Raw genomic sequence first — 24,566 nt, 5'->3', positions numbered from 1 at the left:
TTGCCCCTTCCTCTATTTTAAGCGTGTAAATGATGCATAGTGATCTGTCGTTTTGTAGATGAGTCCATCATTGGAGTACACAATCCGATCCGAATTACGGAAGCCGGAAGTATAGTTGATATCCGCTTCGCGCCATGTACGTCCGCTCGCTGCTGGCAGAAGCCCCTCCCGATTGCCGAATGTGTCTCCGCCGATGCTTTTCCCAGGAGCGACGACAGCCAAGTTTCCTTGTGAAGCTACCCAGCCGAGTCCTGTTGCCTGTGATTTGGTAATAAAGTTACATGGCAACGTGCCGTTTGCACTCAGATAGTTTGCTACCCCCGTAAACGTATTGATAATGGTACATGTTGCAGCAGATGCCTTCTGCTGTGGAGCTGGCGTGAACTGTGAACCTGTGAGGAAAACAAACGTTAACAACAATGCCAGTAATGCGGTTGATAGTAGTTTTTTCATCAATCCTGCCTCCCGATCCTCATAGTAGATGAACGTTGCTGTGATATGCGTTTTGCTAGCTGCAACTGTCTTGCTGTACGTTCTGCTAGATTATAGTAAACAAGTCATCTCATGACTATTTATATCACATCAATTTGGTAGAAATATCAAATGAAGACGTTTTAATTATAAAATATTATAATTGTTACATTTTAAGACAGAAAAAAAAGACTCTCATCCCTGAAGATGGAGTCTGCATTTTCTAGTATGTTTAAACTGACTTGACCTAAACTATTCGATCAGCTGCACACGTTGACGAGTTCGCGCCGATTCCAGGCACGCATCAATGACACGCATGTTCTGAATGGTATTTTCCGGACTGAAAGGCAAAGCCTCTCCTTCAAGTGCAGCCGCTGCGAACGTCTCTACCTGAAGCACATAGGAATTCGATACCGATACACGTTCCTCACGACTGACCGAATCCGTGTGCACAATAATCTGAGGCGGAATATCACTGTTCTCCCATCCAAATACTTTTGGCAGTTCAATTCGCCCTTCCGTCCCGAGAATCTCCATCTCCGCTCGTCCTGAAGCCCACATGCCACAGTCAAAAGTTAACGCTACCGAATTCGGAAATTCTATTAGTCCCGATGCCATCATATCGACGCCATCATGCTCGTCCGAGAATAGCGCGTGTACCGTCACTGCTTCCGGTTCCTGTCCCAGATACATCCGGGCAGCCGAGATCGGATACACGCCAAGATCGAATAATGATCCGCCGCCCATCTCTCTTTTGAACCTTACATTCTCCTTATCATCAGCGGTATTACAAGTAAAGTTGCCATGGATAGCTCTGACGATGCCAATCTCTCCACTGGCTATAATCTCTTGCACACGTCTGTGCTTGGGATGATATCGATACATTATCGCTTCTGCAAAAAGAACGCCATGCTGCTGACATGCCTCTATCATTTCTGCCGATTCATCTGCATTCAGAGCAGCAGGCTTCTCGCACAACACGTGTTTGCCAGCCTGCGCAGCTTTGATGGTCCATTCTTTGTGCATATGGTTAGGTAAAGGAATATAGACGGCTTCGATGTCTGGATCAGCGATGAGTTCTTCGTAACTGCCATACGATCTGGCAATGCCGAGTTCTTCAGCAAGGGTTTCCGCCTTTTCCTTGCTACGGCTGGCAATCGCCAGCACCTCACCACGTTCGGACTGCTGGATCGCTGGAATGACTGCATTTTTGGCAATGGTTGACGTACCGAGTACACCCCACTGTAACTGTCTATTCATGCTCATCTTCCTTTCGTACCGTAATTGTCCTCTTCTGCCTTGTGTAACATGCCTAGACAACGATCCAGATCTGTTTTGACCTGTTTCTTGTATAATTCGGCTTTCTCCGCACCATCATCCGTAAAATGATATAAAACGATTTCCTGAAAATCGACCTTCGGATCGTTACCCTTCAGCTTCTTCGTGCGATAAAAAACACCTTGCTGTACCAATTCATGCAGTGCCCGATATACCTCGCTCTGGGGTGGTACATAACCGTAGTCTTTGAATTCCTGCTTCATCGCCTCCAGCATCTCGTAACCATACCCCCTGTGCTGTTCAACCATCGTAATCAGATACAGCTTAATAAATGCCCGCTGTGCAATCATAAAAGCCACGTTCATTCCCCTCCTGTCAGAACCTATATATCTAGTATTATAAAACTTATGTTCGGGTTCTGCCATCTTTCTCCGCTTTGCCTCCCCTTTATCCATCTTCAAGGAGGGAGAGCAAGAAATCGTGTGAATACGCGTTAACCTGAGGGAAGCACGGAAAAAGGTTTTCTATTGTGAATTTTTCATGTAATGAAATTTTAATTTTTTTTCAAAAGAATCAAATTCATAATACCTTTAGCTGCTTCAATCAAGGTTGGATTTAGATCGATACGGTTCAATTTGTCTATACTTCCGAACGCCCGTACACTCCTGTGCGGCTGTGGTCATCTATTATGATTTTTTCATATATTGCTGGATTCATTTATTGCGGATAGATTTCGGTACGGTTCCCACAATCCATTTGCCCCAGCTTACGCGAGAGATAAGCCATGTCAGTACACAGGATAATGTTAGAGCCAACAACCAGGTAATGATCATTCGGACGACAGGGTTCCAGCCCATCGAAACATAAAACAGCTCATCTGGAATGTAGCTATACCGCAGCATCAACATATGCATCAGATATCCGCCATACGATACACCACCAATCCATCCCAGCAATCGTGTAACCCTAAGGTTATGCAGTTTGCCGGCCAGCTGGTACATGACCATGATCGAAGCAATCAGAAAGAGCGCCATATCAGGCCGGATCAGGCTGACCGTGTAGAATGTAATTTTGATTCCCTCCGGCTTCTGAAACTCCAGCATTAATAGATATGTAAACCGAAGCCCCAGCACGATAAACACCGTCCAATATACCCAGCGTAACCGATGAATCCATTCATTCCAGTGCTGGACGGATAAACCCGCGGCTGCACCAAGCACAAAATAAATAAAGAAATAGAGGAAATTGCGGTCTGCATACGTTGTAAACGCATCTGTCAGTACCGGAATATTCAGCCAGCCCATGAATTTGGCAATGTTGCCTAATTGATCTGCGAGCACCAGATAGACTACGCCCGAAATAAACAGAGCGCTCATACGTCCCTTGGCTTCGTAGCGGTTATATACATAACGAATGGCTCGCAAGAAGAGCGGAAATAACAGATAAAACTGAATCAGCATAATAATGTACCAAAAGTGTGAAGTTGTTTTGCCAGTAATCAGCTTCAAGCCTAAGTCTGGAATGTCATTCCATCCAAATCCCGTCCAGCCTCGCGGTGCAAGTGTAAAGTAAATGAGTGACCAGATGAGATAAGGTACGATAACGTCGGTTACTCTTTTTCTCATAAACTTGCCGTAATGCAGCTTGTCTCCCGTGTTATAAAAAAGTACCATCCCTGTTATGAAGATGAACAAAGGAACTGCAAATTTGGAGAGCATCAGCAGTATAGCCAATAACACGCCATCCTCCAGTTTCGTTTCCGGTACCAGAGAGTAGTGTGCGATGGAATGCTGGAGAACCACCGCTGCAAAGGCAAGTCCCCTTAAGCTCTCGATTTCTGTAATTCGTTCTCTGCGAGACATACATTCAGCCGTCCTTTCTAGGTCTTACGATAAGAGATATAATGAAAATGAAGCGGTATATCTGATGAACGGGGGGATTCATATTTCTTTAGCTGACAAGGACATCGCCACGATCGACTCCAAATATGTTCAGCAGCATCTGGCTAACGAACGAACTTTTCTTGCCTGGGTTCGCACCGGCATTGCCATGGCGGGCATCGGCTTTCTTGCTGCCGGACTTGGTTTTAACTCCTCGGCGTATGATCGTCTTGCACATATTGCCGCCATTATTACCGGTATCACTTCTCTGGTTGGTGGAATATCCATCATTGTGTATTCGGCAGCAGCCTATCATCGGAAGCGTACACAAATCAATGAGCAAACATATCAGGCGTCAACCGGATTAATTCGTTTTCTGACCATGATGCTACTGGTGATTGGACTCGCTTTGGCTGTATTACTCTATGTATTGTTATTCCCTGCCTGACTGGGTAAAAACACCATCCGCCATTATTGATGCCCAATGTCACACAGGGATAAAAGCCGGCTTCCCTTAAGGAAACCGGCTAATGACCATCTGGTGGATCATATATGTCATTCCATTTGCAGGTATTATGTCATTGAGTTCTATTATATATCAACCGAATCCGCAGCATGTTTACAGGAATGTATTGTTACCGAATCGCGCTGCCTTGGTTTGGGCTTCCAATCTGCGTTCTTCCATATCCAGGTCCGGACGTTCGGCAGCCACATCTCCACCATGGACTTGGGCTCTGTCCCGATTATACTGGCTGTTGCTGCTGAACACATCATACACATCCGTGTCCCGATCCGTGGAGTCTACGAGCAACAGGATTTTGCCATTCTGTACATACTCCTCATACTGTTTGGCATCCTCTTCCGGAATACCGAGACCAACCAGTCCACCCACCAATCCGCCAGCTCCTGCACCCACAGCTGCACCGGTAAATGCTGCTGCGATAGGGCCTGCGGCCAGAATTGGTCCTATGCCGGGTATGGCCAGTGCACCGATACCTGCGAGCAGGCCAGCCACGCCACCAAGTACACCACCTGTTGCTGCACCCGCAGCCACGCCTTCAGGGGCTTTCGTACCCGTCTCTTCCCGAATCGCCTTCAATTCATCCCGATCCTGTGTAACAACGGAGATTTCGTCTGAAGTGAATCCTTGTGCTTTCAGACCCTCGATAGCCTGCGATGCTTCACGTTCTGTATTAAACACACCTACGATTTTCTTCTGCATAGTGAATCCCTCCTCATCTTATTGAGTGGTTCGCTATGTTATTACCCGCCTTGTTTTCTTTCAAACGCTTGCAGGGTCAATATAATATGTGTGGATAGCAATTAATTGCTGAGGTTCATTCCTTTTCATGCCCATCAGGGTGGGCATTCAAACTCAGGCACGTGATACATTGAGGGATGTCAGGGTCCAACTTCTTGAAGTCCAGACTGGCTGATCCTGGCGAATTGTTCAGGCGATTTTCTAAGGAACTGAGGACGTCTTATTTAACCTTCAGGTCCTCATTTTATTTTGTAAGGAACCTGAGACACGTTATTTACCAAAATCCCCTGATAAACACGCTGTAAACGGCTGCTTTTTCGAATATAGCGTGTTTCAGATTCCTTAGATTGCTAAGGACACTTCAAATCGTTAAATAAGACGTCACAGGTTCGTTAGCGCTCCCGCTGTTCAGCAGCGTCTGTGCCTGATGAAGCTCCCTTGGGAAACCACATAGTTGATATCTGAAAAAACGAAATAATTCATTTACTTGCCCCGTGGTTTGGCCCGATTTGTGGCGACCGCTTCAAGGGGATTGTCCGGCCAGTAATGCTTCGGATATCGACCTTTCAGATCTTTTTTGACGTCAAAGTACGTCTCTCTCCAGAAGTTGGTCAAGTCTCGTGTGACCTGTACAGGTCGCTGCGCCGGTGATAACAAGTGGATGGTCAACGGAACTCGCCCACCACCAATACGTGGTGTCTCCTGTTGTCCAAACATCTCCTGTAGTCTCACCGCCAGCGTAGGGTCCTCCGGTCGGCTGTAGTCTACGGGAATTCGGGAACCACTTGGCACCTGTATATGCGTCGGCGCTTCATCGTCCAGTTGTTGTCGCTGATTCCAGCTCAGTCCGCCGAGCAATACATCATGCATCGATAATCTCTTCAGATCGGCTGCCGATCGCATGCCTGTCAGATAAGGCGTAAGATGTTCTGCCAACTCTTCAGTCAGATCATCTTCGATCAGGTCAGGCCACTCGGGTAGATGAAGATGCAGGAACCGCAGCCTGTCCGCAAGTTGTCTGGATGTTTTTGTCCAGGGCAGACAATCGAGCCCTTCCATTCGTATTCCCGTTATCAGTGCTTCCAGCACCTGATCTTCAGGCGGCTGTGCAATACTGCTCTCTTTAATCACAAGGGCTCCAATACGAAGTCTCTTGTGTGCGCGCACGCTGCGGGTATTGGAATCCCAGGCCACTTGCACTTCATTGTGCAGCAAGTGCTGACCTGCCTGCAACAATGTCTGCTCCTGCAACGGCGCAGCCAGCAGGATGCGCGCATCTGCGCCCTGGTCGTCTGCTTCGGCTGCGACCAGATACGCTGAACGGCTCAGCGATTCTGTCGCTGCGAGCCGTACACCGCGGCCGCTGCTCAACAGATAGCGGCCGTCCTCCCGGCGTTGCCCGATCCGGTCCGGATAGGCGAAGGACAGCAGCAATCCGCAGCTGTCCTCATCCGGCCGCACTGGATCGGCCGCCGGGCCGAGCGCCGAGCGCAGCTGGCGGCTCTCCTGGAGCATGCGCCGCACGACCGCGCCGTCTAGGGCAGCCGCTGCCGCTTGCGGCATGCCGCTGCTGTCCGCGGTCAGCAGCGCTTCCACGCGCGGGCGGAGGTCTGTGCCCGCGCCTGCACTGCCACTGCTGCGGAGGCCGGCAGGCTCCTGCAGCAGTGCCGCCAGCATGCTGGCGTAGCTGGCCAGCCCAAGCTCCGCCGCGCGGAGCAGCATGCTGGCCAGTCGCGGATGCACGCCAAGCGTGTTCATCCGCCGCCCGAAGGGCGTGATGCGGCCTGCGTCGTCCAGGCCGCCCAGCTGGCGCAACAGCGCCTGTGCCTGGCCATAGGCGGCGTCAGGCGGGGTGTCCAGCCATTGCAGCTCTGCTGGGGACTGGACACCCCAAACGGCAAGCTCAAGCGCCAGCGGCGCAAGATCCGCGGAGGTAATCTCCGGGCGAGTTGCCTCAGGCAGTCCCCCATGAACCTCTTCGCTCCATAGCCGGTAACACACACCTGGGGCGATTCGCCCCGCACGCCCCCGCCGCTGATCGGCTGACGCCTTGGACACCGGCAGGGTAACAAGTCGGCTCATGCCCGTACGCGGCGAGAATGCCGATGCTCGGCTCAGCCCCGCATCCACCACAACTTTAACGCCAGCCAGCGTAAGACTGGATTCCGCAATGGACGTAGATAATACCACTTTCCGCCAGCCCTCAGCCGCCGGGCGTATGACCTCATCCTGTTGTTCCACCGGCATACTCCCATACAGAGAATGAACCTTCACATGTGCAGGAAGAGAACCGTTTAATAACTCACGCTCTGTACGATGTATCTCTCTTGCCCCGGGAAGAAAAACAAGCACGTCTCCCTCCTGTTCAGCTAATGCCTTGTTCACCGTCTGAGCCGTGAATTGTTCCAACTGCATGGCTGCCGGTCTTGGCACATATCGTGTTTCCACCGGAAACGTGCGTCCCGGACAGTGAATTGATCTTGTACCCTCACCAAGCAAGGCACAGACGGGAACCGGATCAAGGGTCGCCGACATGACCAACAGTTTCAGATCCGGGCGTAACATCGCTCGCGATTCCAATGCCAGAGCCAAGCCTAAGTCCCCATGAAGATGACGTTCATGGAATTCATCGAATATAATCATCGCCGTATCCTCAAGACCTTGGTCCTGCTGCAACATCCGGGTCAACACCCCTTCCGTCACAACTTCAATGCGCGTCGCCTGACTCACCCGTGTATCCATGCGTACACGATATCCTACAGTCTGACCTGCCTTTTCCCCTAACGTAGCCGCCAATCTCGACGCAGCTGAACGCGCGGCCAGCCTTCGGGGTTCCAGCATAATGATTTTCCTTCCCTCAACCCATGGCTCATCCAACAAAGCCAGCGGTACCACGGTCGTTTTTCCCGCACCCGGTTCTGCAATTAACACACCTGTATCTTGATCCCGAAATAACTGTCTTAACTCCGGAATAATCTCTTGTATCGGTAACTCTATATGCATATGATCGCTCCTAATGAATGTACCTCACTGCTCTTCAGCATCACTATTCGAATGTTAGCATTATAACAAAAAAAGCCGTCCCAGAGGAACGACTATCGCAGACACACTTATTTCAGCAAAAATGAATTTATCCAGAATGCTCACTTAGCTGAGCAATGATTCGGCACCATCAATCACGATCTCTGCTCCAGTGATATGTCTGGATTCGGACGATGCGAGGAAGCTTACCAGATCGGCAACATGTTCCGGCTGACCCGGACCGTCCGCAAGTGGCTGCTGACCTTCCGGGAACTCCATCGGAATAATGATCTGCTGCAAATCATCCGTTTTGACCGTACTTTGATCGATATTCGTCGCAATCGCCCCTGGGCAAATCACGTTTACACGTATCTTGAACTTCGCCAGCTCAAGCGCAGCCATCTTCGCAAATGCAACCTGCCCTGCCTTGGATGTGCTGTACGCTGACATGCCAAAGCTTGAGAAACGTTGATTGCCATTGATGGAACTCGTGATGATAATGCTGCCGCCACCCCGTTTTTTCAAATGAGGTAATGCATATTTAACGGTGAAAAACGTACCATTCAGGTTCGTAGTAATAATCTGTTGCCACTCTTCAACCTGAATTTCCTCAATGGGTGCCGATACTCCGTTAATACCTGCATTGGCAAAAACAATATCCAAACCACCGAACAATTCCACGGTTTCAAGCACTGCCTTTTCCACACGCGCCGGGTCGGAAATGTCTACATCGAATGCTCTCGCCACACCGGGGTGCAGCGCATTAATCTCTGCTTCCGTTTCCGAGATTCGATCATTCACCAGATCAAACAGTGCTACTTTTGCACCCTCTTTAGCCAGCTTGACCGCAGTAGCTTTCCCAATTCCGGAGCCTGCTCCGGTAATAATCGCAACCTTGCCTTGGAAACGTGACTTGCCGTTATGTTGTGTCATTATCCATTCCACTCCTTTGATTAGCAATTATGTAAGAATGTACGTTCAAGCTCATCGTTAAAGAGGTTGTTCAAAAAGTCCGCTTTTGATTACGAAAGGTGCCTAACGGCACCATCAGCATCGAATATGGAATTCAGCCGAAATGTCCGTTGCTCACGTAGCTCTATCTACGCTCCGCTACTCCATTTCTAGCTTTATCCCATCTTCTTGGTACTGAAAAGCGACCTTTTTGAACACGTACTTAAAGTCAATTCTTCACAAGATTACCCAAAAAGAGTGTCTTTTAAATCAACACCAGCAAGTTTTTTCACCGTCGATCTACGCCAATGTCACAGCAACATCAGGATCGGTCCACAACTTTATAACGGGCACTCACCATTCTAGCTCAATGAAAGCGGCATCATCTTCAAGACCGCCGGTATGTGTAGCATCCAACAGTACCTGAATGTGTTCATCGGGCACATAGGCCTGAATGGCATCCAGATCATTTAATCCATCCGTATATAACTGAAGACGAAGTGAATCGCCTGCGGACCCTTTCATCTCGCAGATGTGCGGCTTACCACCGACAGGTCCTTCAAGTGTAGACCAACGCTCATTCGTCTTGCAATGAACCTCAAATAGTTCAGACTGCTCCTTGCCATTACGCCACAGACGAATACGTGAATCTCCTTGCCACGCAAGCCACACACGACTTTTGCGGTTGCCTCCCGTAAGCTCAATCCGTCCACACACATACATGGCCTGACTGCCCCGGCTTCGTTTCTCCATCAACACTTCACGCAGCAACAGAGGGGAACTATCCAGTGGTTGTAATTTCTCCAGTTGCTCGGATGCGGGAAGGGTCAGATCATGAAGAAGACGCTCAACGCCTTCTTTCGTCGGGTGTTGGGTCGTTTCCAACCAGTCTAACAAAGCATTCCCCAGAAAACGTGCTGCAAAGTCTCCCAGATAACTCATGCCTACCCCATCACATAATACAAAATTGCAGATATTCCCATTCATGCGGACCGCAGCAAAGTCTTGTCCAGTATCTCCCTGATTAACAGTCTCTGCCGCTCTGCCATAACCATACCTGCATTTGAATGTGCCCTGGTAGCGGGTTAGTGGCTGTTCATCAGTCTGTACACTCACATAGCGAAAGTTGCCATGCCGTTGCTCGGCATGGCCCCCCTTATCTCCAGCAGACAATGTTGCCAAACGCATTGCTCTCATGATTCCCCTCCTATCTCACAGGCGTAGCAGCGGACATCTGGAACCCGATCGATACCAATTCTGCACAGGTACCTGGCAGCATCATGAGTGCACCGGGTGCAAGCAAATAATCAGCCTCAACAAGCATCTCCCGATAACTTTCGGGCAGGACGGATGACATATTACGCAGCTTTTCTCCATGCTCATCCTGCAGATTCGTTTCCGAAGAGATCCCTTTCCATCTTCTAGGTTCAGCAATCGGTCCTTCCAGCAGATGATCGGATATAAAGATATTCTCCACCAGTACATTGCCGTCCGGCACACTCATGCCCATGATTCTTTTCGCAATAGGCTCAGGATCTTCACCTGTGGCTACCCCATCCGTCATGTGGCATACGAGTGGCGCAGGACAATCCTGCATATTCGGAATTTCGGCCTGTAGTATCTTCTCAGCTTGTAGGAAAGCCTTCGCAGAATCCGAAAACCGTCTCGGCGTCAGGTCAGGCAAAGAACCAACTGCAGCGATCTCGTCAATCCCTTTGATTCCGTTCAACAAGTCATATACATCATCGCTGTATGCTAATATGGCTATCCGATAGCGAGGTGTCAGTCGATTTCCCTTGGTGGACCGAAATACCATTTGGCGGATCGCGAGAGATAAAGCATCATAGACGACGTCAATCCGCCGACGATTTTCCAGAACCATGTTCATGGAGGCGCTAATATCAATTAAATAGATAATCAGTGCAGGTGTACGCTGCGATGCTTGAATCGTGTAGTTCATCTTGGGTGAGTCACCTCCATCGTTCACGTGTTATTTTATAAGTTGGGCAACGTATAACTGGTGTTGCTCAGGAATTTGTTAATGGCACTCATTCGAGCGGCCACTTTGCCGACCCCTTTGAAATAAGCAGCATCGGTATTATATAGATTTTTGAAATCACGGGCATACGCTTCCGCATTTTCAATCTTTCTGCCTTTTTGTGCATTATACGTTTTATTGTAATGAGCAATCAGCGTGACCACATTCTGGGCACGTTTTTTCTTAAGCGCAGCTTTCTGAGCAATCTCCTGCTGACGTTTAACTTCCGCTGCCGCTTTACGCTCCGCTTCCTGTTTTGCAAGCTTGGCATCATTCTCTTTTTTCCAAACCAGATAAGCTTCATATTTTGCCTGTTTATCGTACTTCTCCTGCTGCGCTCTCTTGGCAGCTTCTTTCTTCTGCTGTTCCTGCTTCACCAGATAGGCCTCATATTTCGCCTGTTTGTCGTACTTGGCCTGTAATGCCTTGCGTTCTTCTTCTTTTTTCTTTGCTTCCGCTTCCTTCTGTTTGGCTTCAGCGAGCTTTTTCTTTTCCTCTGCATCAAGTTTCGCAGCTTCTGCGGCCTTTTGCTTCTCTTGCTCTTCCTGCTGTTTGAGCGCAGCCGCCTTCGCAGCTTCAGCCTCTTCCGCAGCCTTGACCTCTGCCAGTCGCGTGGCTTCCTGCTGTTCTTGCTGCTTCGCCTCTGCCTGGTCGGCGAGTATTTTGACCGTTGGCACACCACCTGCCAGCAATACAATAAGTACAGCAGAGGAGATCATGAACTTTTTGGATCTGTAGAATGGCACAGGTACGGGCTTGTCTGTGTCTTCTTTTGGATTGAGCTTCGCATCCAGTTCCTTGATTGCAGCTTCTACTTCCATCTGCATTGCACTGTTATGAGGAATGAAGTGATACAACGAGCGGTACACTTCCAGTGCAGCCGCTGGTTTATCTTCGTCCTCCAGGGCTCTTGCTTGCAGGAACAGACGGTTCACAACCGCTTCCTGATCAGGAGAGTGCTTCGTTTGGGAATTATTCTCGTTTTGAGCATTCAACGTTTCACTTGCAGGTTCTGAGCTCTTGTTCAGATTCGCATTAATAACTTCCGGCTGATTCGCGCCTTCTTCTTCCGTTGTCGCAGCAGCAACCGCATTAGCCTGATGCACGTCTACCGCAGCCAGTGCAACATACCACTCCCCAAACGTCGGACAACTGCTCAGATCGTGACTCTCCCAGGCGCGAATAAACAGCTCAGACAATTTGGAGCCCCAACGCTTCTCAAGCGATTCCCGCATCGCAAAATACCGTTCACTCACCGTTTGCATTTCATGTTGATCAAAATAGCTTTCGCCCCAAGCTTTCTCTACAATCACAGGGTCCGACCAGCTTAACATTTCAGCAATAATAACGGCTCCGGCAAATCGGTCGGCATATGAACTCCACAAACCACTGTGCACTGTTCGATGGGCCGCATAACCGGGTGACCCGGCAAGCAGGGCATCCGGACGATCCATCTTGGAACCGTACATTTGCTCGACATCCACCAGTTCAACCGCAGATGTCTTCCCCAGGTTCTCCACTTCGGAAAAAAACGGAATCATTACATTGGGAGCGGACATATCGCAATGAGCCAGTCCACGTTGCTCCATAGCCGAACCTGTTCCGGCAAGCGCTCTGGCCAGCTTCAGGCTCTCCTCTGCCGTCAGCTGTCTCTGATCGCTAATCACATCGAACCAGGTCTGACCCTGCACCCATGGCATCAACACCGCATATAACAGATCTGGATGTTTTCCAATGAGCGCTCCGTTTCTTTCCGGAGTGAGCACATCACGCTTGCATACCTGCAAACCTGGCAGTTCACTATAGGACTCCATATGCTCAGACTGATATACCATAGCCGGAATACGGAATTTAGGAAAAAATACTTTTAGTGCTTTGGCCCCATGAATGGAACCATTTCGGGGTATCAACTGATAAACAATCCCCTGCCTTCCGGCTTGGGCATAAGCCAGACCCGGCGCAGCCGGATGTTGCCCAATCGTATAGGCAATGTCGTTAATCACCACTTCATCCCCGGGATTTGGTTGAAAAGACATGCTTATCCCTCTCTCTGTCCTAGTGTCATAGTTGCAGCAAAAACCGGGTGTTGTGAAAACGCCCGGTTTTTGCTGTAGTTGTACATCTTCAGCTTGCTACCCACCTATAACTCAGGACGAATTCAGACTTCACATCGGCCTGATCTATGTAAAGCAGATTAACGAGCTTGGTCAGCTGTACGGAATTTGTTAGCAATAGCTGTAAGTTCAGCGCTGATGCTGTTCAGCGTTTGAACGAACGATTGCATTTGTTTGCTAGCTTCTTGGAACTCCTGGAAGAAGCGTTGCTTTGTCATACCTTCCCATTGTCCTTCCATGCTTGTGATGGATTGAGTCAATGTAGATACGATTTGCTGACTTTGCTCACCGCTTTGTTTAAATTGGTTGGAAACCTGATCAAGCTGCTCTGGGGTAACTAAAATACGTCCTGCCATTGGTAAATTCCTCCTTGGTTTGTGCAATTAAATTTTTACTTGTTCAAATTGTACTATACCAGGATCGATCGGACAAAAGCCGAAGGACCTAATCCTATTTACCCCATTTTCAGCACTTGAAACTTCTCCTAACAGCCTATTTACAAAAATATATTCACTTTCTGCTGTCCTTTTTTCACCCTGTTCAGGAAACGACAGGCTCGGTTCCTCTTCTCCCCCGAAAGGAAGGGTCTGTGAATCTCCATGCTACAGGCTCAGGCTGCATGGCCTGTACCAGTGTAGCCGGGGAGCCATCAGGCGGAGCGGCATCCTGTACACGATATACGGCCGCCATTGCGGAAAGGGGATCGGATACTACAGCTACAGTTGCAGAATGTGCAGGCATGATTTCTCCTGTACGGTTGTTCTGAAGAACATTCAGCATATTGACCGCATTACCATAGGCCGTGTTCACATGACTCAGCACGGAACGATACTCCATGTCTGCCTGCTGGAATAACAACGCTTTGCGTCCCAGCTGTACGCTTAAGTCCATCAATCGACGAAGCGCATCCTCGCCCAGTCGTTTACTGTGATTCCATTCATTCATCACCGCTGCACGGGATTCAACCTCCCACTCCAGCGAATGAATCGCCTGATCCAACACTGTCATCTTTTGCTGTATTTGCTCCGCTGCATACTGAATCTGCCTGCTCAGTGCCCGAAGCACATCCGGTTCCACACGAATGCGCATTTACCATCACCTTTCCTCTTCCCCTGCAGGCTGTTTAAGCCAGTCCAGCAGCATCTCGTGAAACTGTTCTCTAGTCGTCAGTGCTGCAACAAGCCAATCATCTGAAGCGGCAGTGCTCATCCGGAACAGCCAGTTGGATACCGCACTTGCAGCAAATGCTGCCGACTGCGATTTCCATCCCTCTTCATTCCACACAAGCAACCGAAGCTCCCCATCTGACTCCTTACCCACCAGACAGCGTGCCAGCGCAAGTGAACCCTCAGGATCACTTGTCTCCTGAGCGAGTTCATCAGCTACCGTCTGTACCTCGCTGTTTTCCAGCTCATTCATAACATCATAGAACTTTTTCTTGGAGCACATTAATGCCGGTTTCTCCGCAGGAGAATGGCCGCTCCATTTCATCCGCTCGATCAGAACATCAATGGCTTCACGAACACTTCCCAGATCGCTGAGCCGGAACGAATCCGGTAGGTCCGCAACACGGGAGACTTCAACGACCCGCTCATCCGTGCAGTGTACATAACTCTCATACGACTTGCCGTTGATCGTGTAGCGAATCCAACAAGCTCTGTCGGACAGTCCGGCAATGGCTACCCTGGAGAAAACGGTCGGTGTCATGATCAGCTCATCCGTCTCCTGATCCTGAATCAGATATCCTTTGTCAAGCAGGGAGGCCTTGACGCGCTCCCACTCCATCGCGATATCCTCCGCCATATAGCCGCGAAACGGATCTTCCACACCAAGCAGTCGGTCTGAACCGAGAATGCCGGCTAGGAAAAAAAGTTCTTTTGTTTGTAACGTGACTACCTTTTGCTTAGAATCATGAACCGTCAACATTATGAGCCACCTCCCCTCAAACTACAACATGCCATCGGTCACGAATTTCAGAAATCCAATCGGTCATTTTCCAGCTGTCATCACATGGAACTGCACCTTTAACCCTGGAATATTTACGTTTTACATAATAACCTTGACCCGGAGGCAGTACCTTCAGCCCACCTGAACTACCTCCGGATTCCGAATAAGGTATACGGAAGAACGAGAGATCGTTAGGGTCTAAAGTCCCGAAGAGCATTCCGCTCTGGGAAGCCTTCACATCCGTTACCCAGTCAGAACCGAAGGTCGGGAAGTCTGCCGGAACCCCTGACAGAATTACGTGTACACCTCGATCCCTTCCTTGACGAACAATCGCTCCCAATTGATCTTTTACATTAAAATCGTTTAGCTGCTTGGACAAGGTGTCCGCATCATCGATGACGAGCACAAGTTCCGGTCCACCGGAAATCTCGCCTCTTTTCAGAACTTCATCGTACAACTGTTGAATCACAGGTGCAAGCTGTTCTTCTCGCGATACGTGTCCACGGACATGGGGCAAACTGTTGATTTCCCCCAGTCCACCTGAGCCGTAACGCATATCTACCGTGTATATTTGCACATCTTCCGGAGAAGCATGATAAGCCAGTGACAACATCCATGTCAGCAAAAATGTCGTTTTGCCGCCTTCCATCGGACTTGTTACCATGAAATGTGGACCTTCACGCAGATTAAGCTGGAATGGTTCCAGATCATCCGTAAGTAATCCCACAGGGACCGTTACAGACGATGTATCCCAAGCCTGACCATATGATCCTGTCCGAATGAGCAGATCTTTGAGTTTGATCTCTTCCGGAAGCGGAGCAATCTGCGGCGCTTCTTCCCCTGTCCAGCCTTGGCGAATCTCAGCGATTGTACGGCGCAATGCCGATGAACGCTTGCCCTCATCTGCCCCGGAAGAAGGTAATGCCGCCTGGAACATCAACGGAGGTACCTGCCCTTTGACCAGACCTCTTCCTGGTGGAAGTTGGCTTGGTGCCTTGGAAGGTCTTCCCACGGCATAATAATAATCACTTGGATCAGATAATTCAAATGAAACCGCATTGGGAATATTACTTCTGAATTTCTCAAATACATCTGTTACCCGATTCGCAGTAAGCACGAATGTGATGCCTAGACTGCCGCCTTCACGCAGAATCGTCTCCAAAAGCTCATTTTCTTCCGGATAGGCATTGCGGAACGAAAGATAACCATCGATAACCACCACAACCTGCGGGACTGCTGCATGAGCTGTCCGGCGATAGGCCGAAATCGTTTTAACCCCCGCCTCCGAGATGATATCCTTGCGTTGTGCCGACAGCTTGAGAATATAGCGGAATAACCGCTTGATCCGGTCTTCCTCTTCAGCCATCATCACACCACCGATCTGAGGAAGTGCTGCAAAGTCCTTCATCATACGACCCATATCGATAATGTAACCATGCCAAGGCTCAGTTCTGTGTGAACGCGCCAGGGACATCAGCAAGGTCTGGACAAATGTTGTTTTTCCGAGTCCTGGCATCCCGTACACGACCAGATGGCCTTGATCCATAGGCAATGCAAGCGGCTGCTGACGCTGATTAGGGAGATCATCCAACAAACCAACCAGTGGTTTCAGACCACTCGCCCCGCCATCAAGCAGCAAATCGTAATGCTCTTCTTCCTGCCATTCCGGAAGACTTTCCCATTCCAGTGTCTCTGGTAAAGGTGGTAACCATGGTCCTGGCAAACGACGGATACCCGCATCCGCTGCAGACTGCGCAACATAGTCAATAAATACCTGAAGCTGTTTCGGAACATCTTCACCTTTGAGAACAGCTCGGCGCTCTCCGGTTAACAGAGGCTCCCGCTTACCGTTCAAGCGCACTTCCATAACAGGTAATACGGTCGTTGCATCCTCCTGCTGGTTATACGGCGCACCACTCCAGGCGAATTGCATTTCTTCAAATACTTCATCACTGCCGACTTGAAAGTATCCGCGCCCAGGCTTCGTAATCCAGGCAGCATTCGGAATCTTGATCATGTCCCTGCTGTCTCCCTCACTCTGTACGCGAAGGCAGATTCGGAAACGGGAGTTACTCCATATTTTATCGTCCACTACGCCGGCTGGCTTCTGGGTTGCCAGAATTAGATGAACCCCAAGTGTCCGGCCAATAGCCGCGATACTGATCAATTCATCCATGAACTCTGGCTGGTCCCGCTTCAATTGAGCAAACTCGTCAATGATAATGACCAGATGTGGCAGTGGCTGTTCATGTCTGGAACGCAGAATCTTGTAATATTCATCAATGTGCTGGAGGTTTCCCGCATCATTTAATATCTTTTGCCTTCTGACCAATTCGGCACGAAGTGAGATATTCGCCCGCTCAATCAGATTTCCATCCAGATTGGTGATTGTACCTACCACATGAGGCAGATCGACAAATGTGTTGGACATTCCGCCACCCTTATAGTCAATCAGCATGAAGGCCAGATCATGGGGGTGGAATTCAGCAGCCAGCGAGGCTACGATGGACTGGATGACCTCACTTTTACCTGAACCGGTTGTACCTGCAATCAGACCGTGAGGACCATGACCCTGACGTTCAATTTTATCATGCAGATTTATCGCAATTTTCTTGCCGCCAGCTCTTACACCCATTGGCACAGGCAGCGTGTCAGGATATCTCGTCTGTCCCCATCTTGACACCACGTCCAGATCCTCCACACGTGATGTGCTCAGCATATCGAATAACGGGAGCACTTGCGGGATATCCGAAGCAGATGAACGCTTCAACCGGATCGGTGACATATAACGGGAAAGCGCCTCTGCCATCTCTTTCGAGATCACATCAGGCTTGTACGATTGTTGAATAACATCTGCATCTTCCGTTTTTTTGATATACACACCTTTGCCTTTGGAGGCGTCCATAATCAACTGACAATGCATCGGTAAAGACTCTTTGCGATTAGCTAGTATAATGGTGCATACATCAATCTCGTGAGCCGACTCCAGCAGTAGCGGAAGCAACGGTTCTTCTTCAATTAATTGCGTATCGGAGAGAATCACAACGTAACAAGGCGTTTGCACGCTTTTCTTGTAACGGTCTTCCTTATTGTTACGGCGCCGGTTCAACACGGAAAACAAGCTGTCCGCCAATTGATGCGCACCGCTGTGCCTGTCGGCCATATAGCGTTGTCCCTGGTCTTCATCCCAGATATGGGGCATCCAGCGAAGCCAATCCCATTCCTTGCTGTCCTTCTCTTCATAAAATGCAGCAAGCTTGAGTTCATCCGGTGAATGCCGTACTGTCAGCTGTGAGATGATGACTCGCAGGGAAGCGAGCACTTCCTCCCGATCACCTACCAGACCCATAACCTTCGATTGGAACAAAGGCAATGTAATGGAAGCGTCCGGTACCGTCTGGAATTCAGCCGCAAGTTCATGGGCCGCTTCAATTAGCTCATCCTTTTCGTAGCCATCAATCCGCGGAACCTGAAGTTTGATTCGGAATGGAATCTCTCCCGTGCCAATGCGCACCTGTAGGAAATCATCATCCTCTGGTGAACGTTCCCATAAGGAACTATTCCGATTCTTCACCACTTGAAGACACACACCTGGATCACCATGGATTTCGTACAGACTCTTTACTTGCTCCGCCTGCGCTTCCTTCAGTTCTTCCCGGTGTTTGTCGAGTTGAGCAAGGTACATAGTTTTGCGTTCTTCCAATTTTTTGCGATATGATTTCTTGTTGCTCAGATACACGAAGAATGGAATTGTGTAAGAAGTAAGCATCATCATGACCGTCATCATTTGAAACATCATATAATTGCTGTTGCCCATTTTACCGGTCATGTTGATATATACGTAGAAACCAATGCTGACCATGGTCATCATGATCGGCACAATAATGGATATCATGGAAAACGTGGGTTTGCTCGGTTCTGTTGGAGGCCTGAGTATTTCGAGTCCCTCTTCCTTGAGAACCGGTGTCATTCTTGGAGAACGCTGATATAACACATTCACGAAGAGAAGACCTCCTTTAGTTCGTTCAATAGAATGTATACGTTCAAAAGCCCTATTCGTTGCTGTCCTGCTGAAACAATGAACGTCTTCCATATACAGGCGCCTCTTCCGAAGTCGTTGAAAAAGCCCGCTGGACACGTACGCAACTGCCTTGCCGCAGCCCCGTTTCCATTAACTGCTGCGCGTTCTGCGGAGAGAACCACAGACCTTCCGGAAACTTGGCCTCAAGGATGTACTGAATGCCATCTCCCGGTGCCTGTCCAAAAATGCGAACGCCGAGTAATGTCTTCAAATGTTCAATGGTGCATTCGTCCGGAACCTCGATGTCGAACCATTCGCCTTCCTCGCGGCCGGAATACACGGTTAGAATCATCTGAATCCCTCCCATGGTCTCATATGTAAATTGTCCTAATGTCAGATTAAATCAAAAAAAAGAGAATGAATCGTTATATCAACCCTATTTTCTTACATAAACACCCTGTTTGCAATGTGCCACCTGTAATTTCGTTACATATGACCCACGTATATATTAAAATATCGTACATTCGACTCAGAACTTTCGTGGCAGTTATGCCTTTAAAACTTGCGAGGATGCGAAACTTTTTATTTCTGTTCCATTTAAATGGTAATTAAGTTCCGTTTTTCAGGACTTTTATTCCTTCGCCCACAATCTAATTGTGAACACTTTTCAAACATTACCCACCTTTATGTTTTCATAAGCTGATTTTAAGGTAATTTTAAGCATTGGAATTTAATATTACCTGTATGAAATAACAACCGTGAGGTGATTTCAAGTGAGAACCCTAATAACTTTTCAAAACAAATCAATCCCTGTATATTTTAATCAAGAAAACAAACAACCTATGCAGAAGACATTAAGATTGCTTAGCAGTGCTCTGGAGCATAAAATTAGCAACGGTAAACGCGCTCTCCAAAAATGTCTGCATTCTTTAATTAGTATTGAGATTGTCAATGGAGAAGCTATTCTCCACAGTCGCAGTGAAAATGACTCCCTTGCTCTATCGTTATATTAAAAGAAGTCCATTAAGTTGCGTTCATTACAAGACATGAAAAAGGAAGCTGTCGTTATAGACAAGCTTCCTTTTTTTGAGTCGTATACACATTAACAGCGGATCGCGGATTAATATCAGTTATCACTCAATTCAGTTTGCTTAGGACATAGGCGGCATCATGTTCTTCCGCAATCTCGGCTTTACGAATACGAATGACAAACAGCCGAACCAAATTGGCACGTGTATGTTCTTCCTGACAGGTATTCAGCTTCCTCAGAATAAAGCGGTCAATGGACATGAATTTCAGGCCCCTTTGCCATTGGATTTACGGATCGGTTCTTCCGTGTATCCATAAATAACCAGATAGAGACAGCCCCAAACAGCTTTTTTACTCTGATGGGGAAACAGGATTTTTATGAGGTGTACAATCATGCAAAAGCCCGTCCCACCAAGCTGGAGACGGACTTTCGCATGATTTGTCGATCTATCGGTAACCCGTTGCAATCATCCAAAAGTGACCCTGTTAATTCACTCTTTTTCGACTTATAATACTCCCGGATAATCCCGATACTGGTGCTGAATACTGATCCAACGCGTACGTGTAAACTTCTCAATTGCCCAATCCCCACCGAAGCGTCCAATTCCCGATGCTTTCTCACCGCCAAACATCACATGTGCTTCATCGTTCACAGACTGATCATTCACATGCACCATACCAGACTCAATACGCTGGGCAAGCTGGTATCCTCGATTCAGATCTTTGGTGAATACGGAACCACTAAGTCCATACGGGGTATCATTCGCCAAACGTACAGCTTCCTGCTCATCCTGCGCCTTCATGATTACTGCCACTGGGCCAAACAATTCCTGCTGCACAATATCCTGTTCAGGCTGGACATCCGCAAGTACAGTAGGAGAAAGCACACTGCCTTTACTGGTCCCCCCGAGTAATAACCGTGCACCTTCGGCCTTGGTTTTGTTCACAAGTTCCAGCAATCGTTCAACCTCTTTTTCCCGAATGAGAGGACCCACGAGTGTTTTGGCATCCGCTGGATCACCTGCCTGCACATTCTTCGTTTTGGAAACAAATAAATCGACGAATTTGTCGTAAATATCGGCATGCACAATGAACCGATTCAGAGCCATGCAGATCTGTCCCTGATGCAGAAACTTGCCAAAGACCGCCGCTTCAACAGCTCGTTCAATGTCCGCATCTTCCAGCACAACCATGGCGTTGTTACCGCCCAGCTCCAGTGCCGTTTCTTTCAAATGTTCACCAACCAATTTACCGATCCCCTGTCCAACTTCCGTAGAACCCGTAAACGAAATTACTTTTGGAACCGGATGAGCAACAAAGTAATCACCGATCTCGCTGCCACTTCCAGCAACGACATTGAGCACGCCCTCAAGCAGTCCCGCCTGTTCAAACAAATCGGCAATAAGCCAGCCTGCTGTAATCGGAGTGTCCGATGCCGGTTTAATAACCACGCCATTGCCAAGAGCAATCGCCGGAGCTACGGATCGCAGGCATAGATGCAAAGGGAAATTCCATGGTCCGATGACACCAATCACTCCCTTGGGCTCCCGAACCACACGGTTCTCTTTGCCAGGAGTATTAGACGGGATAATCTCACCCTTCATTCGATAAGGAAATGAGGCTGCTTCATCCACAATGCGTTTGGCAGCTGCGAACTCCGCCTCCGATTTGATACGCGTACTCCCGGATTCCGTGATCAGCAGTTGAATGATCTCCTCTTTCCGCTCTGCCATCAGGGAAGAAACTTTACGCAGTACCTCTTCCTTCTCAGCGGGTAAAGACTTCGCCCATTCTATCGAATTTTTCTGAGCTGATTCATAAGCTTTATCAATGTCTTCTTTGTTGGAAGACCGCCACGTGGCAATAACTTCTCCCGTATAAGGATTGATATTCTCCATTGTTTTCTCGCCGGAGCCCTCTACCCATTGGCCGTTAATATATTGTTTCGTCCATGTTGTATGTTCGGTGTCCATTAAAGTCATTGGAATACGCCTCCTGCTCAAGATTAAATGTCACACCTGCTTAACGGTGTAATACATCATTAACCTTGTTCAGAATTACGCAAACGTGTAGACCTGAAACAACCTTTCATTCCCTGAAGCTTAAGGAAACAACACAATTCACAGTATTTTGCCGCCCCCTGCCCGTCTTTCATCTGTCAGGCAGACTCTTCTCTCCAAAAAGGCTCAAGTCTTCCCATCCGTAGCCAAATTCGATCAGATCTTGACCAGCGATGCGGATGGACTGTGTATGAACTCGAGTACCTCCCATCTTCTCATAGAAGCGGCAAGCTGAATTACGTTCCAACGCCCATATGATCAAACTTTTCATATTAAGGGTTCGCAGATGATTAACCACATGTGTAGACAGTCGCTGACCTATGCCCGTTTGTTGAACTTCCTTCAGCAAATATATGGCGTACAGCTCTCCATCATAAGCTAATTTGCCTTCACGCTCCTTACCCCCACAAGCAAATCCGACAATGTTCCCATCAGGCTGTTCAGCTACTACCAAGATCTGATCCTTTTCGCCAGAGCGAATATGCTTTTCCCACTGGGACAATCTTGATTCTGTAGTCAAATGATCCAAAAAATCATCGGGCACAATTCCGCGATACGTTGTTTTCCAACTCTCCGTATGTACATGGGCTATTCCCTCCGCATCCCCTTCACGCGCCTGCCTGATCTGCATGGCTATCACTCGCTTTCTCTCGTAACTGCCGTAGTTTTACCATATTATATGTTCTTCTTTCTATAATTCCAAATTGATCCATTATGAACTTATTTACTAAACGGCTACTTTTAACCTTATAAAGTAAAATCCGGCCCTACGGCCGGATCGTTACCCTCGTGCCTACAGATACCTTGGAAGACAGATCCAGTACATCCGAGTTGTACATGCGTATACAACCATGGGAGACGGATTTGCCAATGGACCAAGGCTCATTGGTTCCGTGTATGCCATAATGGGGTGCAGACAGTCCCATCCACAACACGCCAAATGGCCCTCCTGGATTAGATTGTTTGTTAATAATAGTGAACTCCCCGCTCGGAGTCTGTGTGAGCATCTTTCCGGTTGCCACAGGATAGCCCTTGATCACCTGATTGCCATCCAGAAGATATAACATATGGTCAGACAGATCGACAATGATCCTATAATCCGGCATAATGACATCCCTCCTGACCTATCTTATGCAAGATAGCAGATGATGCCCGCCTGATTTCAGGCTTCCTCCCACTCTTTCACACTACGGGAGTGCTTGGGTTTGCGACTACTGGTCGGTTTACTGGAGGCTGTACGCCTTCTCGTTGCCACTTCTTCTTTACGTTGTTGATATTGCAATTCCTTCTGCATCTTCAGATAATTGCTCAGCCGTTTTTCATCCAATGTACCATCTTGTATGGCCTCTTTCACTGCACATCCAGCTTCCCGTGTATGACTGCAATCCAGAAATCTGCACGTGGCGGCAAGTTCTTCAATTTCTCCAAACGCATGGGACAATCCATCACTGCCTTCATCCCAGAGATTAAGCTCACGCATGCCTGGAGTATCGATCAATACAGCTCCCTGTGGGAGTACAAACATCTCCCGGTGTGTTGTTGTATGTCTCCCACGGCTGTCTCCCTCACGGACGGATTGCGTAAGTTGTACATCTTCACCCATCATCCAGTTCACCAGCGTAGACTTGCCACTGCCAGAAGATCCTGTGAGCGCAACAGTCAACCCTGGTTGCAAATATCTTTCCAGTAACGATTTGCCTTGGTCCTCCACAGCGGATATCGCGAGCACTTCAACGCCTGGAGCTACTCCTTCTACACTTCGGATCTGTTCCTCCACATTGTTGCACAGATCACTTTTGCTCAGGACAATGACTGGTCTTACCCCACCATTCCATGCCATCAGCACGTATCTTTCGAGCCGTCTAAGGTTGAAATCATGATTAAGTGCTGCCACGATCAGCAGTGTATCGACGTTGGCGGCGATTAATTGTTCTTTGGTTACTGGACCTGCGGCTTGTCTCGAGACCCGACTCTGACGTGGCACCAGATTGTGAATAATTGCTTCTTCGCCTGGTTGACCCGTAATTGCCACCCAATCCCCAACCGCTGGTACCAAGCTGGTCTCCAGACTATCATGACGCATTCGGCCCGAAATTCTGCCCCAGCATTCGCCCTCTTCTGTAATCAGACGTTGCAGATGTCCATGGTCTGCGATAATTCTGGCTGGCTTTTTCTCCTGCTCTTCCATCCCTGTCTCTTGCCACAGTTCCTGCCACTTTGCAGACCAGCCGTACTTCTTAATATGGATATCTAAAATAAAAATTCCTCCCAAAATAAGTTGTTTACTTCGTGCAAGCCGAGTGAACCATCATCTCCGGTGTTCAGATCAAAACAAAAAAACCACGGGTAAGAATACACCCGCGGCAATAAGTAGTTAGCCGAACCACAGAGCTACCCCTTCATCGTTATACCGGACATATACTTAAATATCCGCTATAAATAATTCAGGAACACCCTTTTATCGGCAAACAAAAAAGCCACGGGTGCGTCACCCG

General features: G+C 48.5%; 22 protein-coding genes. 2 read left to right on the top strand and 20 right to left on the bottom strand.

Features of this window, described 5'->3' with window-relative positions; all coding sequences use genetic code 11:
• Positions 1-12: 12 nt before the first annotated feature.
• The 4 genes from PAHA3_RS05980 to PAHA3_RS05965 form a co-directional block, all read right to left on the bottom strand.
• On the bottom strand, positions 13-453 hold the full coding sequence (locus PAHA3_RS05980) for a ribonuclease (RefSeq protein ID WP_062833890.1): 441 nt from the start codon (positions 451-453) through the stop codon (positions 13-15).
• Between the two features lie 270 nt (positions 454-723).
• Positions 724-1,731, bottom strand: coding sequence for a Gfo/Idh/MocA family protein (locus PAHA3_RS05975; protein ID WP_062833889.1), 1,008 nt, complete (start codon positions 1,729-1,731; stop codon positions 724-726).
• 2 nt (positions 1,732-1,733) lie between these two features.
• The gene (locus PAHA3_RS05970; protein ID WP_036609188.1) at positions 1,734-2,108 is read right to left on the bottom strand and encodes a helix-turn-helix transcriptional regulator; all 375 of its coding nucleotides are present in this window, start codon (positions 2,106-2,108) and stop codon (positions 1,734-1,736) included.
• A gap of 354 nt (positions 2,109-2,462) precedes the next feature.
• A complete protein-coding gene (locus PAHA3_RS05965; RefSeq protein WP_062833888.1) occupies positions 2,463-3,611 on the bottom strand; it encodes an acyltransferase in 1,149 nt (382 codons plus the stop codon).
• A 64-nt stretch (positions 3,612-3,675) separates the two neighbouring features.
• On the opposite strand from PAHA3_RS05965, the gene PAHA3_RS05960 reads away from it, so the two are divergent.
• Positions 3,676-4,077 (top strand): YidH family protein, encoded by a 402-nt coding sequence (locus PAHA3_RS05960; protein WP_062833887.1) that lies wholly within the window; start codon positions 3,676-3,678, stop codon positions 4,075-4,077.
• Between the two features lie 171 nt (positions 4,078-4,248).
• On the opposite strand, the gene PAHA3_RS05955 is transcribed toward PAHA3_RS05960, so the two are convergent.
• From PAHA3_RS05955 to PAHA3_RS05905, 11 genes are all read right to left on the bottom strand, one after another.
• On the bottom strand, positions 4,249-4,851 hold the full coding sequence (locus PAHA3_RS05955) for a general stress protein (protein ID WP_062833886.1): 603 nt from the start codon (positions 4,849-4,851) through the stop codon (positions 4,249-4,251).
• A gap of 522 nt (positions 4,852-5,373) precedes the next feature.
• Positions 5,374-7,893 carry an ATP-dependent helicase HrpB gene (hrpB, locus tag PAHA3_RS05950; RefSeq protein WP_062833885.1) on the bottom strand — a complete coding sequence of 840 codons (2,520 nt, stop codon included), beginning with the start codon at positions 7,891-7,893 and terminating at the stop codon, positions 5,374-5,376.
• 144 nt (positions 7,894-8,037) lie between these two features.
• Entirely contained in the window at positions 8,038-8,844 is an 807-nt protein-coding gene (locus tag PAHA3_RS05945) for an SDR family oxidoreductase (protein ID WP_062833884.1), read from the bottom strand.
• Between the two features lie 372 nt (positions 8,845-9,216).
• On the bottom strand, positions 9,217-10,059 hold the full coding sequence (locus tag PAHA3_RS05940; RefSeq protein ID WP_062833883.1) for a hypothetical protein: 843 nt from the start codon (positions 10,057-10,059) through the stop codon (positions 9,217-9,219).
• A 10-nt stretch (positions 10,060-10,069) separates the two neighbouring features.
• On the bottom strand, positions 10,070-10,822 hold the full coding sequence (locus PAHA3_RS05935) for a vWA domain-containing protein (protein WP_017689069.1): 753 nt from the start codon (positions 10,820-10,822) through the stop codon (positions 10,070-10,072).
• Positions 10,823-10,857: 35 nt separating this feature from the next.
• On the bottom strand, positions 10,858-12,936 hold the full coding sequence (locus PAHA3_RS05930) for a hypothetical protein (RefSeq protein WP_062833882.1): 2,079 nt from the start codon (positions 12,934-12,936) through the stop codon (positions 10,858-10,860).
• Between the two features lie 158 nt (positions 12,937-13,094).
• Positions 13,095-13,370: a WXG100 family type VII secretion target gene (locus PAHA3_RS05925; RefSeq protein WP_017689071.1), complete on the bottom strand. Its 276-nt coding sequence runs from the start codon at positions 13,368-13,370 to the stop codon at positions 13,095-13,097.
• Between the two features lie 184 nt (positions 13,371-13,554).
• Positions 13,555-14,103 carry a WXG100 family type VII secretion target gene (locus PAHA3_RS05920; protein ID WP_062833881.1) on the bottom strand — a complete coding sequence of 183 codons (549 nt, stop codon included), beginning with the start codon at positions 14,101-14,103 and terminating at the stop codon, positions 13,555-13,557.
• Between the two features lie 6 nt (positions 14,104-14,109).
• A complete protein-coding gene (locus tag PAHA3_RS05915; RefSeq protein ID WP_062833880.1) occupies positions 14,110-14,940 on the bottom strand; it encodes a hypothetical protein in 831 nt (276 codons plus the stop codon).
• 16 nt (positions 14,941-14,956) lie between these two features.
• A complete protein-coding gene (essC, locus tag PAHA3_RS05910; RefSeq protein ID WP_062833879.1) occupies positions 14,957-18,961 on the bottom strand; it encodes a type VII secretion protein EssC in 4,005 nt (1,334 codons plus the stop codon).
• Positions 18,962-19,013: 52 nt separating this feature from the next.
• Positions 19,014-19,334, bottom strand: a complete 321-nt coding sequence (locus PAHA3_RS05905) for a hypothetical protein (RefSeq protein WP_062833878.1) — start codon at positions 19,332-19,334, stop codon at positions 19,014-19,016.
• A gap of 421 nt (positions 19,335-19,755) precedes the next feature.
• Here PAHA3_RS05905 and PAHA3_RS30800 point away from each other — a divergent pair, with 421 nt between their 5' ends.
• The gene (locus PAHA3_RS30800) at positions 19,756-19,995 is read left to right on the top strand and encodes a hypothetical protein (RefSeq protein ID WP_076330720.1); all 240 of its coding nucleotides are present in this window, start codon (positions 19,756-19,758) and stop codon (positions 19,993-19,995) included.
• A 124-nt stretch (positions 19,996-20,119) separates the two neighbouring features.
• Here PAHA3_RS30800 and PAHA3_RS30360 read toward each other — a convergent pair whose 3' ends face one another.
• The 5 genes from PAHA3_RS30360 to rsgA all read right to left on the bottom strand — a co-directional run bounded on the left by PAHA3_RS30360 (position 20,120) and on the right by rsgA (position 24,319).
• On the bottom strand, positions 20,120-20,272 hold the full coding sequence (locus PAHA3_RS30360) for a hypothetical protein (RefSeq protein WP_167350850.1): 153 nt from the start codon (positions 20,270-20,272) through the stop codon (positions 20,120-20,122).
• Positions 20,273-20,517: 245 nt separating this feature from the next.
• Positions 20,518-21,993: an aldehyde dehydrogenase family protein gene (locus tag PAHA3_RS05900; protein ID WP_062833877.1), complete on the bottom strand. Its 1,476-nt coding sequence runs from the start codon at positions 21,991-21,993 to the stop codon at positions 20,518-20,520.
• 169 nt (positions 21,994-22,162) lie between these two features.
• Positions 22,163-22,702: a GNAT family N-acetyltransferase gene (locus PAHA3_RS05895; protein WP_062833876.1), complete on the bottom strand. Its 540-nt coding sequence runs from the start codon at positions 22,700-22,702 to the stop codon at positions 22,163-22,165.
• Between the two features lie 136 nt (positions 22,703-22,838).
• Positions 22,839-23,177, bottom strand: a complete 339-nt coding sequence (locus PAHA3_RS05890) for a L,D-transpeptidase (RefSeq protein ID WP_062833875.1) — start codon at positions 23,175-23,177, stop codon at positions 22,839-22,841.
• Between the two features lie 56 nt (positions 23,178-23,233).
• Positions 23,234-24,319, bottom strand: coding sequence for a ribosome small subunit-dependent GTPase A (gene rsgA, locus PAHA3_RS05885; RefSeq protein ID WP_062835988.1), 1,086 nt, complete (start codon positions 24,317-24,319; stop codon positions 23,234-23,236).
• Between the last annotated feature and the right edge of the window lie 247 nt (positions 24,320-24,566).

The organism is Paenibacillus amylolyticus (assembly GCF_001570725.1).
Classification (GTDB): domain Bacteria; phylum Bacillota; class Bacilli; order Paenibacillales; family Paenibacillaceae; genus Paenibacillus; species Paenibacillus amylolyticus_A.
The sequence above is the reverse complement of the archived record's forward strand: the minus strand, read 5'-3'. Positions and strand labels throughout refer to the sequence as shown.

Coding starts and splice junctions, on each gene's coding strand:
- PAHA3_RS05965 (WP_062833888.1), bottom strand. CDS start 3,611: ATGTCTCGCAGAGAACGAATTACAGAAATCGAGAGCTTAAGGGGACTT.
- PAHA3_RS05960 (WP_062833887.1), top strand. CDS start 3,676: ATGAACGGGGGGATTCATATTTCTTTAGCTGACAAGGACATCGCCACG.
- PAHA3_RS05935 (WP_017689069.1), bottom strand. CDS start 10,822: ATGAACTACACGATTCAAGCATCGCAGCGTACACCTGCACTGATTATC.
- PAHA3_RS30360 (WP_167350850.1), bottom strand. CDS start 20,272: ATGTCCATTGACCGCTTTATTCTGAGGAAGCTGAATACCTGTCAGGAA.
- PAHA3_RS05980 (WP_062833890.1), bottom strand. CDS start 453: ATGAAAAAACTACTATCAACCGCATTACTGGCATTGTTGTTAACGTTT.
- PAHA3_RS05920 (WP_062833881.1), bottom strand. CDS start 14,103: ATGCGCATTCGTGTGGAACCGGATGTGCTTCGGGCACTGAGCAGGCAG.
- PAHA3_RS05945 (WP_062833884.1), bottom strand. CDS start 8,844: ATGACACAACATAACGGCAAGTCACGTTTCCAAGGCAAGGTTGCGATT.
- PAHA3_RS05890 (WP_062833875.1), bottom strand. CDS start 23,177: ATGCCGGATTATAGGATCATTGTCGATCTGTCTGACCATATGTTATAT.
- PAHA3_RS05900 (WP_062833877.1), bottom strand. CDS start 21,993: ATGACTTTAATGGACACCGAACATACAACATGGACGAAACAATATATT.
- PAHA3_RS05895 (WP_062833876.1), bottom strand. CDS start 22,702: ATGCAGATCAGGCAGGCGCGTGAAGGGGATGCGGAGGGAATAGCCCAT.
- PAHA3_RS05955 (WP_062833886.1), bottom strand. CDS start 4,851: ATGCAGAAGAAAATCGTAGGTGTGTTTAATACAGAACGTGAAGCATCG.
- PAHA3_RS05940 (WP_062833883.1), bottom strand. CDS start 10,059: ATGAGAGCAATGCGTTTGGCAACATTGTCTGCTGGAGATAAGGGGGGC.
- PAHA3_RS05915 (WP_062833880.1), bottom strand. CDS start 14,940: ATGTTGACGGTTCATGATTCTAAGCAAAAGGTAGTCACGTTACAAACA.
- PAHA3_RS05930 (WP_062833882.1), bottom strand. CDS start 12,936: ATGTCTTTTCAACCAAATCCCGGGGATGAAGTGGTGATTAACGACATT.
- PAHA3_RS05905 (WP_062833878.1), bottom strand. CDS start 19,334: ATGATTCTAACCGTGTATTCCGGCCGCGAGGAAGGCGAATGGTTCGAC.
- hrpB (WP_062833885.1), bottom strand. CDS start 7,893: ATGCATATAGAGTTACCGATACAAGAGATTATTCCGGAGTTAAGACAG.
- PAHA3_RS05925 (WP_017689071.1), bottom strand. CDS start 13,370: ATGGCAGGACGTATTTTAGTTACCCCAGAGCAGCTTGATCAGGTTTCC.
- PAHA3_RS05975 (WP_062833889.1), bottom strand. CDS start 1,731: ATGAATAGACAGTTACAGTGGGGTGTACTCGGTACGTCAACCATTGCC.